Below are 16085 nucleotides of genomic sequence, written 5' to 3' on the forward strand. Positions count from 1 at the left end.
CGGTAGTTGCCAACAACTAACACGGATCGTGTCTTATACTAGTGGGAGGAGTTACCATGACAACGATTGGTGGTTTTCAGGACCGCGTGGCTCGTATCGATCTCTCCGAGGGCGCGGTCGAGTACGAGTCGATCGACGACGAGGATGCACGAAAGTATATCGGCGCGCGGGGTCTCGGGGTCAAGTACGTCTTCGAGCAGGGGCCCGAGGTCGATCCACTCGGGCCCGAGAACCTGCTCGCGTTCATGAACGGCCCGCTGTCGGGCACCCAGACGACGATGAGTGGCCGGATCGCCGTCTGTACGAAATCCCCACTTACGGGCACCGTTACGGACAGCCACCACGGCGGCTGGTCCGGCGCGCGACTCAAGTGGGCCGGCTTCGACGGACTGCTGTTCGAGGGCGAGGCCGACGACCCTGTCTATGCTTACGTCGAAGACGGCGAGGTCGAACTCCGGGATGCCTCCCACCTCTGGGGCAGCGGCTTCCACGATACGCGCGATACGATCGAGGAGGAAATCGAGGGGGCCTACGGCAAGAACCTCTCGATCATGGGGATCGGTCCGGGCGGCGAGAACGAGGTCAAGTACGCCTGCATCATGAACGAGGACGACCGGGCCTCGGGCCGGGGCGGAACGGGCTGTGTCATGGGCTCGAAGAACCTCAAGGCGGTCGTCGTCAAGTCGACGACGAAGATGCCCCAGCCGGCCGATCCCGAGACCTTTCAGGAAGGCCACCAACAGGCGGTGCAGGCGATCACCGAGTCCGACGTCACCGCGCCAAACGAGGGCGGGCTCTCGATGTACGGGACGAACGTCCTGATGAACATCGGTGAGGAGATGGATGGGTTGCCGACGAAGAACGGCCGCTATACCTCGACCGAAGCCATGCGCGACGCTGAGGGCGCCGATCTGGACGCCGAACAAGTGTCGGGCGAGAACGTCCGCGAGAACATCCTCGTCGACGAACCCACCTGTCACTCCTGTCCCGTCGCCTGCAAGAAGGAAGTCGAGGTGACGGCGATGCACAAGGGCGAGGAGATGAACGTCCGCACCGAGTCCTACGAGTACGAATCCGCCTACGCGCTCGGCCCGAACTCGGGCCACACCGACCGCGACGCCGTCGCGCTCATGCTCGAGCGCTGTAACGATATGGGCGTCGACACCATCGACACCGGCAACATGATGGCGATGGCCATGGAGATGACCGAGGAGGGCAAACTCGAGGGCGTCGGTGAGTTAGAGTGGGGGGACTCCGAGACCATGATCGACATGATCGAGGCGATCGCCCACCGCGAGAGCGAGCTCGCCGACCTGCTGGCCGAGGGCCCGCGCCGCGTCGCCGAAGCGCGCGACGCTGCGGACAACTCACTCGCGGTCAAAGGCCAGACGATCGCGGCCTACGATCCCCGCTGCATGAAGGGGATGGGCATCGGCTACGCCACGTCGAATCGCGGCGCCTGTCACCTGCGGGGCTACACCCCGGCCGCCGAAATTCTCGGCATCCCCGAGAAGGTCGATCCCTACGAGTATGACGGAAAAGGCCAACTCACAGCCGAGTTTCAGGATCTCCACGCCATCAGCGACTCGTTCGACATCTGCAAGTTCAACGCCTTCGCCGAAGGCATCGAGGAGTACGTCCTCCAGTACAACGGGATGACTGGTCTCGAGGTGAGCGAAGAGAAGTTGCTCAAGGCCGGCGAACGGATCTACAACCTCGAACGCTACTACAACAACCTCGCCGGCTTCGACGGCGAGGACGACTCACTGCCCGCACGTTTCCTCGACGGTGAGGACGGCATCCCCGGACAGGGCGCAAGCGAGGGCGAGGTCTGCGAACTCGAGGCGATGAAAGACGAGTACTACGACCACCGCGGTTGGATCGACGGCGTCGTCCCCGACGAGAAACTCGAGACGCTCGAGATCGAAATCGGACCCGGTACTGGCGTCTCGAGCGGCGCTGGCGCCGTCTCGGGCGACGACTGATCGATAGATTCTGTCCGGGCGTCGTGTTCGTCTGTCCGGCCGTCGTGTTCGTCTGTCCGGGCGCATACTCGTCTCATCCCAGTCACTGTTTTACTCCGAAACTGTATTATAATCCTCCTTTGAGGCTGTTGTATGAGCCTCTCGAAACAATGGAAAGGAGTCGCTGGCTACATGATTCGCAAGCCGGACGTCTTCTTCAGTGAGTATGGGGAACGCCATGGAATCGGCTATCCGTTACAGTTCTTGCTCGTCACGGTCGCGGTTTCGATCGTCCCACTGCTTGGTGTCGCCGTCGTCCTGAACAGCACGTCGCCACTGAGCGCGGTGTTTGCCGCCGCCTTCGTCGTCGGTATCGGATTCGGTCTGTGGGTCGGGATCGTCCTCGAAGGACTGCTCGCTCACGCGATCGCATCGCTGTTCGGCGCTAGTGGTGCGACCCAGACGCTCGAGGCCTACGCCTTCCCGTCGCTCGTTCGATACGGTCTGTGGTGGTTTCCGATCGTCAATATCGTTCTCGGCTGCTATGGGCTCTACCTTCAGATCAAGGGCCTCTCGGCGTTTCACGACATTTCGATGGGGAACGCTGCGATCGCGGCGGTGGTTGCGATGGTGCTGGTCTTCGGTGTTCTCGCACTCGTTATGCCGCTAGTAGCCGCCGTCCTCGCCGCCTTCGTCCTGGATATGGGTGCACAAACCTAATCGTTGGTTACCGTCTCATCGGTCACCGACGATCGTCAACTCGCCTCGAGAGGACTCCGACGAAGCTATATCGCCGTCGGCCGTCACCTCGAGACGACGATGATGGCGACGACACACGTCTTCGTCGGCCTGCTGCTGGCAGGAGGCGTGGCGATGCTCGCACCCGATTATGCAGGTGTCGCCGCCGCCGGCGCGATTCTGGGCGGACTGGTGCCCGATTTCGACGTGGTCGGTGCCCACCGCAAGACGCTGCATTTTCCCGTCTACTACTGGCTCCCCGCGATTGGGGCGACAGTCCTCGCGTTCATGGTGCCAACGCCCACGACGGTGTTTCTCGCGGTGTGTCTGCTGGCGGCTGCCGTCCACTGTCTCACCGACGTCATCGGCGGGAGCCACGAACTACGACCGTGGGAAGGGAACCGTGACCGGGCCGTCTACAGCCACTACCACGGCCGCTGGCTCGAGCCGCGGCGATGGATCGCCTACGATGGATCGCCCGGCGATCTCGCGTTCGCAGCTGTGCTGGCCGTTCCGCTGTTGTTCGTCTTCGAGACGGCGGTCCAGTTCGTGGTCATCGGGATGCTCCTCGTCTCGATTAGCTACGCACTCCTCCGGAAACCGCTGGCGTCGGGTGCTGGCTGGCTACTCGATCGAAATTGAGGGCGTTCGACAGGTGGCAAAACAGCGTCATACGAGCCGTCCGTCTGCCGATCGACGAGCGTGCCGTCCGCTACGACGCCCTCGAGTCCAGCAATATAGTAGCCACTGTACGTCGATGCATACTCGATCGCACGACGGATGTACGATCGGTGTGTCCATCGTTGCAGTCGTTATATAGCGTCGCGTCCGGACTGTCGTCCGTCATACGGTTTACTGGAAGTCAGTTCCAGCCCAGCCGCAACCCGGGCGCGGCTGGGCCGGTAGATCGGTACAGTAATCCGTATCAGTGGTGGCATGGCGGGCGCTCTGTGGCCGGGCCGGTGCGTCGATACGATAGACCGTATTAGTCGTCCGCGACGGCGTAGGATGAGTCGGCATCGGTTTCGGCTCTCGTCGTCAGTTCGATGTCGATGTGACCTTCGTCGGCGACCGACACGACCACATCGTCGAAACATTTGTGATATTCAGTCGCATGCTTCCCGGAGGTGTTGATCCGAACCTGCTCCTCGACGAGTTCGGCTTCGGCGAGTTTTTCGACCTTCCGGTAGGCCGTCGACGTCGGAATCTCACACTGCTCGGACAGTTCCGTCGCAGTCAGCGACTCGTCGGTCGTCGCCTCGAGGATGTGTCGGCACGCGTCGTCTTCCAGTGCTGTAAGCACGGTCTGGACGTCGGGCTCGTCGTTTTCCGTCGGCCATCCTCGCGTCGAATCTGCGTTCGTAGCGGACATCGTTCACTCATACGTAGTAACCGACCCTCCTCCAAATGACTCCCACTAAATACAGGGCTGTTTATATGGGGTCGACTATCTGTGGGCGTGGACACAGCGTTTAGGTAGCCAGAGACCCCAACCGGAAACGATGCCTTCGGGAATTCGTGCGGAGGTCGCTATCGACGACCCACCCGACTGCGTCGTTTCGAATGCCGGCGCAGCCGCCGACGGTGAGGTCCACTCGGTCTCGAAGAGTGTCAACCCCGAGACGCCCGATCGCGTCGCCGAGGAGTTTCTGCTCGAGGCCGACGATCTCCCCGCGAGCTTCGAAATGGACGCCGATCCAACCCCAATTTTCGCGTACGGCTCGAGTTCGATCTACCGGTTCGAGCGCGATCTCGGCTGTGGCTGTCCGTGCGAGATTATCGAGCGCCACGACAACCCCGTTAGCGACGTTCGAACCCGTGGCTCGTCGTTGTTCCTCACGTTTCATGTCCCCGATATGGAGAGGTTACAGGCGGTCATCGGCGATCTGACGAGCCGGTACACCGTCGACGTCAAACGACTGTTGCAGTCCCAACAAGACCACTCCGAACAGAACCTCGTCTTCGTCGATCGCTCTCGGCTCACCGACCGCCAACTCGAGGTCCTCGAGACGGCCCACCGGATGGGGTACTTCGAACATCCCAAACGAGCAAACGCTGGCGATGTCGCCACGGAACTCGGTATCACCGGAGCGACGTTTGCCGAACACCTCGCAGCAGCACAGACGAAGTTACTCGATGCAATTCTCGAGTTCGAGCGTGGATGACCATTCAAGAATGCTTCGGGAACTGTGGGTCGGCGGTAGCGAACCACAACCCTATATATACGTGACGTGCAGTTAATCTCGTAGTTAGGTACGCCCGACGCGAGGACTCTCCGACATGAGTAGATACGCATTCACGTGCCCGGATTGCGGGCAAGAGATCGAAGTCAACGAATCGATGCGCGAGGCGACACTCGCCCACGGCTGTCCGGTGTGTGGCTCCGACGTGACAGCGGATGCCTTCGTCGCCGAACAGACGAACTGACGCTCAGCCCTCGCGATCGACGCTGGTACGACGACCGTCGAGCGACTCGGGCGTCAGACAGTAGAGTTCGATGTCGAGTTCGTCTTTCCCCTGTGCCCAGATTTCGAACAGCGGCCGCTTTGCCTGCCCGTACTGGGCGATCTGGTCGGGTGTCAGATCGTCCGGCTGAATACTTTCGAGAGTCCCCGTGGCGATGATGCTCCGGTAAACGTCTCCATCTTCCTCGTAGACCACCAGGCGAGCCGCGGGCGTCGACTCGAGAAACGCCCGTTTTTCGCTCTCCGGTGTCGAGACCAGTCGTATGTAGAATTGCTGATTCGCCTCGTCGTAGCCGTACGATATCGGGATCGCATACGGATCGTCCGTCCGCGCAAGCGATAGCACCCCCGTCTCCTGTCGACCGAGGAAATCGTCGATTTCCGCGTCGGTCATATCGACCTCCTGTTTGATAGACATCGTCTCAGTGCATGCCAAAAGGACAAACACTACCTTTATAGTTGCCATCCTTCCACGCAGCGCCCGATCGATGTTACGGACTGCTGTCATGCAGCTCCGACGTGTTCTAACCGATCTGCGGTGACACCGGAACACAGGTACGCCAGTCCGTCCCGACGTTCACACGTGGGCTCGGCGCTCGGGACGGGATTACCCGCCGGCCCGCATCGCCTTCTGGGCGAATCGATCGACGAGCGCTCCAAGCGTCGCCGACTCTCCTTCGAAGACGACCGTTACCTCGGTCAGCGTGAGACTGGGACCGATTTCGACCGTCGACGACGAGACCGTCGCCTCCCAGTCGTCGCCTCCAACGGTCGACTCGTCGATTCGTTCGCCACCCAGATTCTCCAGGTACCGAAACGCGAGCCGCTCGGAGATGCCCCGAAACGACCGCTCGAGACGCTGTCCCATAGCACCGCTTTGACGGGCGAACGGATAAACGCTCATACGGATTACTGTCCGTCAGTTCCGGCCCAGCCGCGATCCGGGCGGCGGCTGGGCCGGGACATCGGTACAGGAATCCGTATTAGAGCACCGCGCGCAACGCCACGATACCGCCGACGCCGGCACACAGCGCCAGCAGGATGCTTTCGGTACGCCACATCACGAGGAGGACCAGTCCCGCGGCGCCCCACTCGGCCGGTCCGCCGGCGGCGAGTTCCGGCCCGAGAACGGCGATCACGATCGCACCCGGTAACACCGAGAAGCCGGCCTCGAGTCGATCGCTCAACTCGACGTGGCGTACGAGCCAGATACCACCGACTTTCGTCAGGACCGTGATCGCGGCCATCGCGAGGATGACGGCGACCACGAACGAATCGAGTGCGAAGGCGTCGGCCGGCAGTTCGAAGACGGTCAGGACCGTCGACGGTGGGTTCGGTTCAGCCATCGTACCGGATCACCTCGACGGACGCTGCAGCTAAACCACCGAGCAGGATGTACCAACGGCCGGGAACGAGGGTCGCGGCGACGACCGAGACGGCCAGCGCGACGAGCCACGGGACGAGCGACGAGCGCCCCTCCCAGAGCTCCGCCGCGAGGGCGACGAAGACGGCTGCGAGGATAAAGTCGAAGCCATACTGGGTTGGATCACCGACCGTCTCCCCCGCGAGCGCGCCGACGATCGTCGAACCCACCCAGAAGAGCCACATCGCGATACCGCTGCCGAGCAGGAACGCGCCGCGGCCGCTGCCGGACGTCAGCTCTCGCATCGTCAGCGCCCAGTTCTCGTCGGCCATGAAGAACAGGCTGCCGTAGACCCGACTCGAGCGGAGATGGCGAAACCACGGCTGTAACGCGGCGCCCATCAGCGAGTACCGAAGGTTGATCGCAAAGACGGTGACGAGAATCGCCGCGACGGGCAGTGGGTCCGCCCAAAGCTCGACGGCGACGATCTGCGAGGCGCCGGCTAACACGGTTGCGCTCATCAACGCCGCCTCCGCAACGGACAGCCCGACCTGGTTTGCCAGTACGCCGAAGGCGATCCCGTAGCCACCGACGCCGAGTGCGACCGGTAGACAGGTGAGAAAACCGGCTCGAACGCCGTCCCACTCGAAGGTAACTGACTCCGCCGATGGCGCGTCGCTTCCCGACTCGGACGCCTGCGGGCCTTCGTCGCCGCGTTCGGAGACGTCGCTCAGGACACTCTCAGGGCCGTCACTTGCGTCGGTATCTATCGCCATCGAGTCGCTCTATCTGTCCCTCGGACGGCCGATGCCTAAATCGCTCTCGAAATGGCGCTCCCACGGGCGATTCCCACCGCTCACACGGACCGCTGTACGTCACTGCCGGTCACCCGCAGATCGGTTCGCGGTTGCACCGGTACGTCGTTACAGTAAGCCGTCTCAACCGCCGGCAACCGGTGGAAAGACCGAGACTACGTCGCCGTCCTCGAGGTCGGTATCGGGGCCGTCGGCGTGGACGACGTCGCGGCCGTTTTTCAACACGCTCAGCTGTGGTCGAATCGCACCGTCCTCGAGCAGTTGTCCCTCGAGATCCTCGTACTCTCCCTCGAGCGTGGCGAGCACGTCACCGACGGTCGCGCCAGCGGGTGCGTCGTGTGATCGGGACTTCTGGCCGACGGCTTCGCGGAACGTCGCGAAGAATCGAAGCTCGAGTTCCATAGTCGATCGTTGTGCTATACGAGTATATATCTCCGGACGGTCGGTACCGGCGTTGTGTTCGGTCCGGTCAGGCTGCAGATGCCGTCGGTGGGGAGCTGTAGGATACCGTTTCGACATCAGCAGTTGCGAGTGTGTCGTCGATCACGCTTGCACCGATGTCGGCCGCTGTGGCCTCGTCTTCGGCCTCGACGCTGATCGTTATGGTGAACGTAACGGTGATCGTGTAGGGGTCGAAGGGGGCCGTCGGATGTTCGTAGATATCGGTGTCGTCTACCGACCAATCGAGCACTGGACCATCGGCCTCGAGTGAGGCGAGGGTGTCCGCGAGTTCGTCGCCTGCGTCGTCGCAGGCGGTCGCATCTGCGCCTCCGTGGAGGGTAACGAGCGTGGTTCCGGCGCGTGAGACGGTAAATTCCATACCAACCGTATCGACTGCGGGTAGTTGAACCCTTGGGATCGTCTGACAGTGTGCGACCGGATCGATCTGGTCTCGAGCGGGCTCAGCCACCGTGCGCATGTCGGCTCACTGCTTATTCGGTTCGCGGGCCGAGCGCAGTCATGAAACGTGATCACCGTTCGACGCGTCGACGATTGCTCGCATCGGCTGGAACGGTGACCGCAGTGTTCGTCGCTGGCTGTGGCGGCCCAGGTGAACCCGAAGACGACGGGGAGACGGCGGGTGAAGAAGAGCCCAACGGCGACGGGCCCGACGCCGAAGACGGAACGGGTAACGGCCAGGACATCGAGGACGAGGAGAACGGTGGTGCCGACGAGACGGGAACGGACGACGAAGAGAACGCCGGAGACGCCTAGTACCCTCCCAACCGTCGACTGCTGGGTCGAACCGACACCCGCCAACTGGTTCGACCCAGCAGTGCAGGCTTGGGAAGCCACTAGACTCCCTGTAAACGACGCGGGACCTCGACCGTTTTCGAATACATGTAGGCATCGGTTTCGATCGGTATGGCTACCTTTTGGTTGTTGTGACGAAATAAACCGGTCTACAATCACGGTAACTGACTAGCCTGCTTTTCGTACCGACGGCCGCCAATTCGAACGTCGCATGATGATATCACGACGATCGACAATCAAGACACTCGGTGTCGTCGGTGCGGGCTCGACACTCACCGGAACGGCGCTGGCTGTCAACGAACACGAAGACGACGAACGCGATCCCGAGGACGCTCCGGACGACGACGTTGACGTCGGCGCAATTCGGGTGGCACACTTTGGGCCCGACGCGCCGGCGGTCGACGTCTACGTCGACGAGGATCAGGTCCTCGCGGACGTCGCCTACAGCGAACTCTCTCCCTACCTCGAGATCGAACCCGGAACGTATACGATAATGATTACGGCGGCTGGCGATCCGGAGACGGTCGTCTACGAGGAGAACGTTCCAGTCGACGCGAACTACTACACGGCCGCTGCGATCGGCGAACTTGGCGGCGACGCTGCTGGATACGAAGCGGAAGATGCCTACGACGAAGACGAGGGTGACTACGACGACTACGACGAGCACGAGGACGACTACGACGACGATTACGACGAGCATGAGGACGATTACGACGACGACGAGATGCTCGACGTGGGGACGTTCGACGTCCTGTTCCTCGTCGACAACGAGCCTGAAAACGTCCAGGAGGATACCGCCGAAATACGCGTCGTCCACGCCTCGCCCGACGCGCCGGCAGTCGACATCGCTGATGGCGAAACGGGAGCGACAGTTTTCGAGGACCTCGAGTTCAGCATTCCATCGGGTTACACGCCGGTCGATCCCGGCGAGCGGACGCTCGAGTTGTTCCCGGCTGACAACGATGCCGACGGTGACGACGATGCCGAACCGGACGAAGACGACCTGATCGCACCGCCGGATCCCGTCGCCGCCGTCGATGTCGATCTCGAAGAGGGTGTCCCATACACGGCCTACGCAATCGGCTATCTGGACACAGAAGACCTCGCAGACGATCCCGACGACCGATCGTTCGAGATCGTCCTCACGACGGACGGGACGATGGACGCCGACGACGATCTCGAGGCCGAAGAAGACGAACTGGAACCCGAGGACGGCTCCGAGGCCGAGGACGACACATACGCCGATGACGCAGACGAACCCGAGCGTGACGACGGAGACGAGGCGTACGATGACGGCGGAGACGAAGACGCGGACGGTGACGGGTACGATCCAGTCGAAGCCTGATAGGGACTGCTGGTAGTCATTGCCGACGCGACCGGAACCCATCCCGCGGTCGCGTCAATACGTCGTCCAGCAGACCGCCTGAAACGAGTTACACGCTCATCACACAGCAGTCGTGTAACGAGCCGTGTCGTCGCTTTCAGGGGCTACCATAGACATCGACGTACTGGTCGACCCATTCTTGACGACGCTGGAGTACTCGTCGTCCCTTCGGAGTCAGGGCGTAATAGTTCGTCCGCCGATCGAGTTGGCCTTTTTCGACGAGCTCCTCCTCGACGAGCGTGTCGAGATTCGGATACAACCGGCCGTGTGTAACCGGCTGGTCGATGTAGCGATTGATATCGTCGAGAATCTCCTGCCCGGACGGACGGTCTTTACCGGCGATGACGTACAACAGGTCACGTTGGAATCCTGTGAGGTGGTCCATAGATCATCCTCTGAATACCGACCTTCACCCATCTGTGGCTTTGTTATAGACGTGATACGTCAGTCAGAATAGCCGGAACGGACCCCGTATGGCGATTTGGGACGGGATATCGACCGGATCCGGTCCACCCGAGCGCGCGTATGACGGTGTGCTTTTCTCACGGTCGTCCCTACCCGTCCGTATGTCGACCGATCCACTCGCCTGGGAGACACTCGAGCGACAGGTAGCCTACACCTGTCCAGGCTTCGATGTCGTTAACGAATCCGTTCGCCTCCCCGACGGCACCGAGACCGACTTCGACTACTGTTCGGAGCCAGCAAGCGTCTGCATTCTCCCCTTCCGTCCCGACGACGAGGTCGTCTGCATCGAGGAGTGGCGACAGGCCGTCTCCCGCGTCAGCCGCGGGCTCCCCGTCGGCGGAATCGAACCCGAAGACGACGACCTCGAGGCAGGGGCCCGTCGTGAACTCGCCGAGGAAACCGGCCACGAGGCCGACCGACTCGAGCCGCTGGTGACCGTCGAGCCGGCGAACGGCATCGCCGACGCAGTACTGCATTTTTTCGTCGCACACGGCTGTCGACCGACCGCCGAACAGCGACTCGACCACAACGAGAGCATCCGCGTCGCGCCGGTCGAACTCGAGGCACTCGTCGACGCCGTCGGTACAGGGGAGATTCGAGACGGGCGGACGGTGCTCGCATTATCCTACTACAAGCTATTCGGTGCGGGCGATCACCCGAACGAATGAATCCGATCCGAGGGCCGTCTGCAACGATTAGGTCAGGCTGGTGATCGATGACTGGTCGTCGCCATCACCGTCGGTGGCGTCGTCATCTTGGTCGGCAGAATCGTCCGTTTCGTCGGCGTCGTTGACGACGTCGTCCTCGAGGTCCTGAAGGTCCTGCATGTCGCCAACCGTTATCGTCTCAGCGTCGAGATCGGTTGGCGACATTGCGACTGCCGACACCTGCGAAACAGTTTCGGTCTCCGTGTCGTCGGTCTCCTCGTCTTCGTCTGCTCCAGCGTCGTCGGCTTCAGTATCGTCTTCGTCGTCGGCCTCCTCGAGTGACTGGATGGTCATCGCGTCGACCGAGAACTCCTCGACATCGAACTGTTCGATCGTGAGCGAATCGAACGATTCCGTCCCTGTCTCGTCCTCGTCGTCGGTGTCGTCTTCGACGATATCGGTATCATCTTCTTCGTCGTCGACGCCGTTGTCTTGTGCAGTGGTCTGGTCGTCGTTGTCTTGTGCGTCGTTTTCGTCATCGTCGTCACCAAACAGTCCCTCGAACCAGTCGCCGATCTGGTCGATGATACCGTCGTCTTCGACCGCCAGGTCGTCGACCGTCATGCGATCGACATCCATCGTCTCGATCGTGAGGTCTTCGATGGTGAGTTCGTCAGCGTCCTCGTCGATCAGATCGATTGTACCGTCGTCTTGGTCATCGACACCGTCGTCTTCGTCGAGCTCGAGCTCCTCGAACGAGATGTCTTGGAGGTCGAGTTGCTCGATCTCAATGTCGGATATCGTTACGTCCTGTGCGGTCGTGGTCTCGGTTGGCTCGTCGTTCTCCTGGGTGTCGTCCTGATTCTCCTGAGCGTTGTTCTCTTGGGCCTCGCCATCGTCCTCCTCGTCGAATTCCTCTCCGTTGGCGACCTCGAGTTCGTCGACGTTCAGCTCCTCGATCGTCGCATCGTCGATGGTGACGTCATCGAGATCGAGCGTCCCCACTTGTACGTTTTCGAGCGTTGCATTCACGTCGTCGGTGTCGGCCGCCGGGGCCGTTGCACCGGCGAGGGCCGGGCCGCCCGAGAGGGCAACCACGAGCGCTACGAAGACGACTCCGAGTGTCTGCGATCGTGAAGTCATGCCTGCAGTGCTACCACAGCTGAGCAGCTAAAATGAGCCGACTGTTGCAGCGTCGTCGCCGAGAAAGGCCCGATTGAGACGATCGCTCGCGTCGCTAATCAGCTGTTCCTCTCGCTGACCGTCGTCCGAACGGAGGCCGTGGCTCGCTACCGCGGAGTGTGGAGCGAGCAAAATCACCGACGAACGTGTACGTCCTGTCACATCTGACCGGAAAAAGACGACAAACCGCTCGATCAGCGCCGTGCTGATCGGTCGTGTGACTGGTTAGTTCAGGAGACCGACCGAGAGGATCCCGTCGTCATCCTCTTCGTCCTCATCGTCGTCGAACAGCCCATCGTCCTCCTCGTCATCCGGCTCTTCTTCGTCATCGTCGATTTCCTCCTCATCGTCGTCGACCTCGACCGCATCGTCGTCGGCTTCGTCATCCTCGACGTCCTCGAGGCCGTCAGCTTCGCCGATCGTCATCGAGTCGGCGGTCGCGTCACCGATGTCGATCGTGGTTGCAGACAGGTGGGAGATCGTTTCTTCTTCGGCGTCATCGTCGTCATCGACGCCGTTGTCCTCGTCGTCCATCGCGTCATCTTCATCGTCGACGCCGTTATCTGCCTCGTCGACCGATTCGACGGTCATCGAGTCGACGGTGAGTTCGTCAACGTCGAACTGCTCGATGGTGAGTTCCTCGATGTGTTCTTCCTCACCGTTTTCGTCGTCGACGCCGTTGTCTTCGTCATCGACGCCGTTTTCGTCGTCCATGGCGTCGTCATCCTCATCGTCATCTTCGTCGTCCATCATGTCGTCATCCTCATCATCGGCGAGGTCGTCGTCTTCGTCGTCAGCCATCTCGTCGTCATCCTCGACGGTGAGCTCGTCGATGGTCAGCTGTTCAACGTCCATCGACTCGATCGTGAGGTCTTCGATGGTGAGTTCGTCAGCGTCCTCGTCGATTAGGTCGAACTCGTCGTTCTCCTCATCCATATCGTTTTCCTCGTCGTCAACGCCGTTCTCGTCGTCGTCATCCATCATGTCGTCGTCGGCGTCGTCATCCATGGCGTCATCGTCGTCGACGCCGTTGTCCTCGTCGTCAACATCGTTTTCGTCGTCAGCATCTTCCTCGAGGTCGTCGATCGAGACGTCCTCGAGTTCGAGATGCTCGATTTCGATGTCGGAGAAGGTCACTTCGTCTGCGTCATCGACGCCGTTTTCGTCGTCAACGCCGTTATCTTCATCGTCGACGCCATTGTCTTCATCGTCGACATCGTTCTCATCTTCGTCATCATCCATGGCGTCATCGTCGTCGACGCCGTTGTCCTCCACGAGTTCTTGGAGGTGCTCCTCATCGGCGTCGAGTTCTTCGACGGTGAGCTCTTCGATCGTCGCGTCCTCGACCGTGACGTTGTCGAGCTCGAGTGTGTCGATCTGTGCATCTTGGAGTGTGACGTTTACGTCACCGTCGTCTGCGGGCGCTGTCGCCCCGGCAAGGGCTGGGCCGCCCGAGAGGGCAACCATGAGCGCTACGAAGACGATTCCGAGTGTCTGCGATCGTGAAACCATGCACTCGAGTTACAACGGCGTAACGGGCTAAAACGAGTCGACTGTTACAGAATTAGATCGGTGAAATTGAGGGTTTGAGACCTGCAACGGTCGATAATCCCGCTTTCACTAGCTTCGTCATCGCTCGAGTGAGTGTCGCGTCCTGAAACCAATCACTCGAGCGGGCACTCCGTTGTGCTTGCAGTCGCCGCCGCGGTATGAGCCTGTCGGTGAACGGGCCCCTTACGTGACCGAAGACCGTCGTTCGAGCGAGGCGATACTACAAAACAAGTCAAGGGAATGTCAATATGGCGGCCCGATCGCTCGCGACGAATCTGCACTGACTTACGTTGGCCACTGCAATCTCTCTTCGATGCGCGAGCACTTCGAACTACGGGCCACCGATGCCGGTGGACGGCTCGGGGAACTTACCGTTCCACGTGCGGGCGTCACCGTCGAGACGCCGGCGCTGCTGCCCGTGATTAATCCGAATTTGGACACGCTCAGCCCGCGTCGTCTCGCCGAGGAGTTCGGTGCCGAGATCCTCATTACCAACTCCTACATCATCCACGGCACCGACGATGTCCGCGAGCGCGCCCTCGAGGACGGACTCCACGAACTGCTGGATTTCCCGGGCGCGATCATGACCGACTCGGGCTCGTTCCAGCTTTCGGAGTACGGCGAAATCGACGTGACAACCGAGGAAATTCTGGAATTCCAACGCGCGATCGGCTCGGATATCGCCACGCCGGTCGACATTCCGACGCCGCCGGACATCTCCCGCGAACGGGCCGCCGACGAACTCGAGACGACCCAGGAACGGCTCGAAATCGCCGACCGCGCCGACACCGGAGAGATGCTCGTCAGTGCCCCCGTCCAGGGGTCGACCTACCCGGATCTGCGCGAAACAGCTGGCCGCCACGCCGACGCTACGTCGCTGGACGTCTTCCCGGTCGGCGCCGTCGTGCCGCTGTTGAACGAGTATCGCTACGGCGACATGGTCGACGTCGTCGCCGCCGCCAAGCGCGGACTCGGCGCCGACGCGCCGGTCCACCTCTTCGGCGCGGGCCACCCGATGATGTTCGCCCTCGGCGTCGCGATGGGCTGTGATCTGTTCGATTCGGCTGCCTACGCCTTGTACGCTCGCGACGATCGGTATCTCACCGTTCGCGGTACGCACCACCTCGAGAATCTCGACTATCTTCCCTGTTCCTGCTCGATCTGTGCCGAGTATTCGCCCGACGAGCTTCGAGAGCTCCCCGAGGACGAGCGCGAATCCGAACTCGCCGCCCACAATCTTCACGTCACCTTCGCCGAAATTCGACGGATCAAGCAGGCCATCCGCGCCGGCAACCTGCTGGAACTCGTCGAGGAGCGCGCTCGAGCGCACCCAACGATGCTCGATGGCTACCGGACGCTACTCGACCACGCCGCCCAGCTCGAGCGATCCGATCCCGTCTCGAAGGGCACCTTCTTCTACACGTCTCAGGAGAGTGCTCGTCGCCCGGAAGTGTTGCGCCACCACGAGCGCATCGCGCGACTCTCGACGCCCGATTCGCTGTTGCTGACTGAGGCAGACTCCCCGCGAAGCGACGAATACGACGATATCTGGCGCGTCGAACCCCCGTTCGGCCCCTTCCCGCGCGATCTCTCGAAGAGCTATCCCCTCACCGCCGAAGTGCCGGATCGGACCGACCGCGCGGCGCTCGAGGCCGCAGTCCGGGGCGTTTCCCGGCTCGTCGAAGCCAATCCCGAAACGGACGTCACGCTGGCCCATCGTGGCTGGCCCGCGGATGTCGTCGCCAGGCTACCCGAGCGCGTCTCGGTACTCGACGTGGCCGGCGATTCCTGACGCCGCTGTCGGGCGACTCGAGCGCCACGCTTGGAACGGGCACCGCCGACCAGAACACCGAAGAGGGCTGCAGACCCAGTAGGCGTATGCTCGGCGCCGCATCGCTCGCCCTCGGTCTCATCGTAATGGTCCTGTTTACGTCGTGGCTGGTCAGACGGTTTCGTGGCCCCTCGAGCGAACAGCACGAGTCCTTCGAGCGACACAGAGAGGCCCAACAGCGCGAGCCGCCGGTCGAACTGGGCGAGACAGTTACCGTCGCCATCGAGGAGTTTACCGTACATCACACCGGCGACAAACAGGCCGTCTGCAAGGTCGAAGGGTTCGTCGTCTTCGTCGAGGATCTTCCGAGCGGGCTCGAGGTCGGCGACGTAATCGAAGCCGAAATCCTGTCGTTTAACCGGGGTTACACCTCGGCGACGGCCCGATTCCTCGGGCGGTCCTGATCGCGTCGCGGTCGGGAAACGC

At 61.5% G+C, this 16085-nt stretch carries 20 protein-coding genes; 10 read left to right on the forward strand and 10 right to left on the reverse strand.

The annotated features are described in order from the left end of the window. Positions 1–56 precede the first annotated feature (56 nt). The 3 genes from D8Y22_RS03900 (at position 57) to D8Y22_RS03910 (ending at position 3344) form a co-directional block, all read left to right on the forward strand. Entirely contained in the window at positions 57–1985 is a 1929-nt protein-coding gene (locus D8Y22_RS03900; protein WP_141463415.1) for an aldehyde ferredoxin oxidoreductase family protein, read from the forward strand. Positions 1986–2117: 132 nt separating this feature from the next. Then, a complete protein-coding gene (locus tag D8Y22_RS03905; protein ID WP_246084348.1) occupies positions 2118–2684 on the forward strand; it encodes a YIP1 family protein in 567 nt (188 codons plus the stop codon). A gap of 3 nt (positions 2685–2687) precedes the next feature. Further along, positions 2688–3344 carry a metal-dependent hydrolase gene (locus D8Y22_RS03910; RefSeq protein ID WP_246084349.1) on the forward strand — a complete coding sequence of 219 codons (657 nt, stop codon included), beginning with the start codon at positions 2688–2690 and terminating at the stop codon, positions 3342–3344. A 343-nt stretch (positions 3345–3687) separates the two neighbouring features. On the opposite strand, the gene D8Y22_RS03915 is transcribed toward D8Y22_RS03910, so the two are convergent. Continuing rightward, the gene (locus D8Y22_RS03915; RefSeq protein ID WP_141463416.1) at positions 3688–4074 is read right to left on the reverse strand and encodes a winged helix-turn-helix domain-containing protein; all 387 of its coding nucleotides are present in this window, start codon (positions 4072–4074) and stop codon (positions 3688–3690) included. A gap of 130 nt (positions 4075–4204) precedes the next feature. Between D8Y22_RS03915 and D8Y22_RS03920 the strand changes: the two genes are divergently transcribed. Together D8Y22_RS03920 and D8Y22_RS03925 are read left to right on the forward strand one after the other, a co-directional pair. Beyond that, positions 4205–4867: a helix-turn-helix domain-containing protein gene (locus D8Y22_RS03920; protein ID WP_141463417.1), complete on the forward strand. Its 663-nt coding sequence runs from the start codon at positions 4205–4207 to the stop codon at positions 4865–4867. A gap of 115 nt (positions 4868–4982) precedes the next feature. Further along, positions 4983–5129: a DUF7560 family zinc ribbon protein gene (locus D8Y22_RS03925; protein WP_141463418.1), complete on the forward strand. Its 147-nt coding sequence runs from the start codon at positions 4983–4985 to the stop codon at positions 5127–5129. 3 nt (positions 5130–5132) lie between these two features. Here D8Y22_RS03925 and D8Y22_RS03930 read toward each other — a convergent pair whose 3' ends face one another. From D8Y22_RS03930 to D8Y22_RS03955, 6 genes are all read right to left on the reverse strand, one after another. Beyond that, positions 5133–5585, reverse strand: a complete 453-nt coding sequence (locus D8Y22_RS03930) for a pyridoxamine 5'-phosphate oxidase family protein (RefSeq protein ID WP_141463419.1) — start codon at positions 5583–5585, stop codon at positions 5133–5135. Between the two features lie 189 nt (positions 5586–5774). Further along, the gene (locus tag D8Y22_RS03935; protein ID WP_141463420.1) at positions 5775–6035 is read right to left on the reverse strand and encodes a hypothetical protein; all 261 of its coding nucleotides are present in this window, start codon (positions 6033–6035) and stop codon (positions 5775–5777) included. 115 nt (positions 6036–6150) lie between these two features. Further along, entirely contained in the window at positions 6151–6513 is a 363-nt protein-coding gene (locus tag D8Y22_RS03940; protein WP_394348186.1) for an AzlD family protein, read from the reverse strand. Further along, positions 6506–7306: an AzlC family ABC transporter permease gene (locus D8Y22_RS03945; protein WP_141463421.1), complete on the reverse strand. Its 801-nt coding sequence runs from the start codon at positions 7304–7306 to the stop codon at positions 6506–6508. Before D8Y22_RS03945 ends, D8Y22_RS03940 begins: the two co-directional genes overlap by 8 nt. Before the next feature lie 162 nt (positions 7307–7468). After that, positions 7469–7747 carry a ubiquitin-like small modifier protein 1 gene (locus D8Y22_RS03950; protein WP_141463422.1) on the reverse strand — a complete coding sequence of 93 codons (279 nt, stop codon included), beginning with the start codon at positions 7745–7747 and terminating at the stop codon, positions 7469–7471. A 67-nt stretch (positions 7748–7814) separates the two neighbouring features. Continuing rightward, a complete protein-coding gene (locus D8Y22_RS03955; RefSeq protein ID WP_141463423.1) occupies positions 7815–8165 on the reverse strand; it encodes a hypothetical protein in 351 nt (116 codons plus the stop codon). Positions 8166–8305: 140 nt separating this feature from the next. Between D8Y22_RS03955 and D8Y22_RS03960 the strand changes: the two genes are divergently transcribed. Beyond that, a complete protein-coding gene (locus D8Y22_RS03960; RefSeq protein ID WP_141463424.1) occupies positions 8306–8560 on the forward strand; it encodes a hypothetical protein in 255 nt (84 codons plus the stop codon). Between the two features lie 250 nt (positions 8561–8810). Beyond that, the gene (locus tag D8Y22_RS03965) at positions 8811–9944 is read left to right on the forward strand and encodes a DUF4397 domain-containing protein (RefSeq protein WP_141463425.1); all 1134 of its coding nucleotides are present in this window, start codon (positions 8811–8813) and stop codon (positions 9942–9944) included. Between the two features lie 136 nt (positions 9945–10080). On the opposite strand, the gene D8Y22_RS03970 is transcribed toward D8Y22_RS03965, so the two are convergent. After that, positions 10081–10368, reverse strand: coding sequence for a PadR family transcriptional regulator (locus D8Y22_RS03970; protein ID WP_141463426.1), 288 nt, complete (start codon positions 10366–10368; stop codon positions 10081–10083). 181 nt (positions 10369–10549) lie between these two features. On the opposite strand from D8Y22_RS03970, the gene D8Y22_RS03975 reads away from it, so the two are divergent. Continuing rightward, the gene (locus D8Y22_RS03975) at positions 10550–11116 is read left to right on the forward strand and encodes an NUDIX hydrolase (RefSeq protein WP_141463427.1); all 567 of its coding nucleotides are present in this window, start codon (positions 10550–10552) and stop codon (positions 11114–11116) included. A gap of 27 nt (positions 11117–11143) precedes the next feature. On the opposite strand, the gene D8Y22_RS03980 is transcribed toward D8Y22_RS03975, so the two are convergent. Further along, positions 11144–12238 (reverse strand): hypothetical protein, encoded by a 1095-nt coding sequence (locus D8Y22_RS03980; protein ID WP_141463428.1) that lies wholly within the window; start codon positions 12236–12238, stop codon positions 11144–11146. 264 nt (positions 12239–12502) lie between these two features. Continuing rightward, entirely contained in the window at positions 12503–13789 is a 1287-nt protein-coding gene (locus tag D8Y22_RS03985) for a hypothetical protein (protein ID WP_141463429.1), read from the reverse strand. Between the two features lie 352 nt (positions 13790–14141). On the opposite strand from D8Y22_RS03985, the gene tgtA reads away from it, so the two are divergent. After that, on the forward strand, positions 14142–15620 hold the full coding sequence (gene tgtA / locus D8Y22_RS03990) for a tRNA guanosine(15) transglycosylase TgtA (protein WP_141463430.1): 1479 nt from the start codon (positions 14142–14144) through the stop codon (positions 15618–15620). 86 nt (positions 15621–15706) lie between these two features. Beyond that, entirely contained in the window at positions 15707–16063 is a 357-nt protein-coding gene (locus D8Y22_RS03995; protein WP_141463431.1) for a TRAM domain-containing protein, read from the forward strand. The last annotated feature ends 22 nt before the right edge of the window (positions 16064–16085 follow it).

Source organism: Salinadaptatus halalkaliphilus (assembly GCF_006543045.1).
Classification (GTDB): domain Archaea; phylum Halobacteriota; class Halobacteria; order Halobacteriales; family Natrialbaceae; genus Salinadaptatus; species Salinadaptatus halalkaliphilus.

What these genes read in the sequence shown, in the direction of transcription:
- D8Y22_RS03900 (WP_141463415.1), top strand. Translation starts at nt 57, where the DNA reads ATGACAACGATTGGTGGTTTTCAGGACCGCGTGGCTCGTATCGATCTC.
- D8Y22_RS03905 (WP_246084348.1), top strand. Translation starts at nt 2,118, where the DNA reads ATGAGCCTCTCGAAACAATGGAAAGGAGTCGCTGGCTACATGATTCGC.
- D8Y22_RS03915 (WP_141463416.1), bottom strand. Translation starts at nt 4,074, where the DNA reads ATGTCCGCTACGAACGCAGATTCGACGCGAGGATGGCCGACGGAAAAC.
- D8Y22_RS03920 (WP_141463417.1), top strand. Translation starts at nt 4,205, where the DNA reads ATGCCTTCGGGAATTCGTGCGGAGGTCGCTATCGACGACCCACCCGAC.
- D8Y22_RS03925 (WP_141463418.1), top strand. Translation starts at nt 4,983, where the DNA reads ATGAGTAGATACGCATTCACGTGCCCGGATTGCGGGCAAGAGATCGAA.
- D8Y22_RS03930 (WP_141463419.1), bottom strand. Translation starts at nt 5,585, where the DNA reads ATGTCTATCAAACAGGAGGTCGATATGACCGACGCGGAAATCGACGAT.
- D8Y22_RS03935 (WP_141463420.1), bottom strand. Translation starts at nt 6,035, where the DNA reads ATGGGACAGCGTCTCGAGCGGTCGTTTCGGGGCATCTCCGAGCGGCTC.
- D8Y22_RS03940 (WP_394348186.1), bottom strand. Translation starts at nt 6,513, where the DNA reads ATGGCTGAACCGAACCCACCGTCGACGGTCCTGACCGTCTTCGAACTG.
- D8Y22_RS03945 (WP_141463421.1), bottom strand. Translation starts at nt 7,306, where the DNA reads ATGGCGATAGATACCGACGCAAGTGACGGCCCTGAGAGTGTCCTGAGC.
- D8Y22_RS03950 (WP_141463422.1), bottom strand. Translation starts at nt 7,747, where the DNA reads ATGGAACTCGAGCTTCGATTCTTCGCGACGTTCCGCGAAGCCGTCGGC.
- D8Y22_RS03955 (WP_141463423.1), bottom strand. Translation starts at nt 8,165, where the DNA reads ATGGAATTTACCGTCTCACGCGCCGGAACCACGCTCGTTACCCTCCAC.
- D8Y22_RS03960 (WP_141463424.1), top strand. Translation starts at nt 8,306, where the DNA reads ATGAAACGTGATCACCGTTCGACGCGTCGACGATTGCTCGCATCGGCT.
- D8Y22_RS03965 (WP_141463425.1), top strand. Translation starts at nt 8,811, where the DNA reads ATGATGATATCACGACGATCGACAATCAAGACACTCGGTGTCGTCGGT.
- D8Y22_RS03970 (WP_141463426.1), bottom strand. Translation starts at nt 10,368, where the DNA reads ATGGACCACCTCACAGGATTCCAACGTGACCTGTTGTACGTCATCGCC.
- D8Y22_RS03975 (WP_141463427.1), top strand. Translation starts at nt 10,550, where the DNA reads ATGTCGACCGATCCACTCGCCTGGGAGACACTCGAGCGACAGGTAGCC.
- D8Y22_RS03980 (WP_141463428.1), bottom strand. Translation starts at nt 12,238, where the DNA reads ATGACTTCACGATCGCAGACACTCGGAGTCGTCTTCGTAGCGCTCGTG.
- D8Y22_RS03985 (WP_141463429.1), bottom strand. Translation starts at nt 13,789, where the DNA reads ATGGTTTCACGATCGCAGACACTCGGAATCGTCTTCGTAGCGCTCATG.
- tgtA (WP_141463430.1), top strand. Translation starts at nt 14,142, where the DNA reads ATGCGCGAGCACTTCGAACTACGGGCCACCGATGCCGGTGGACGGCTC.
- D8Y22_RS03995 (WP_141463431.1), top strand. Translation starts at nt 15,707, where the DNA reads ATGCTCGGCGCCGCATCGCTCGCCCTCGGTCTCATCGTAATGGTCCTG.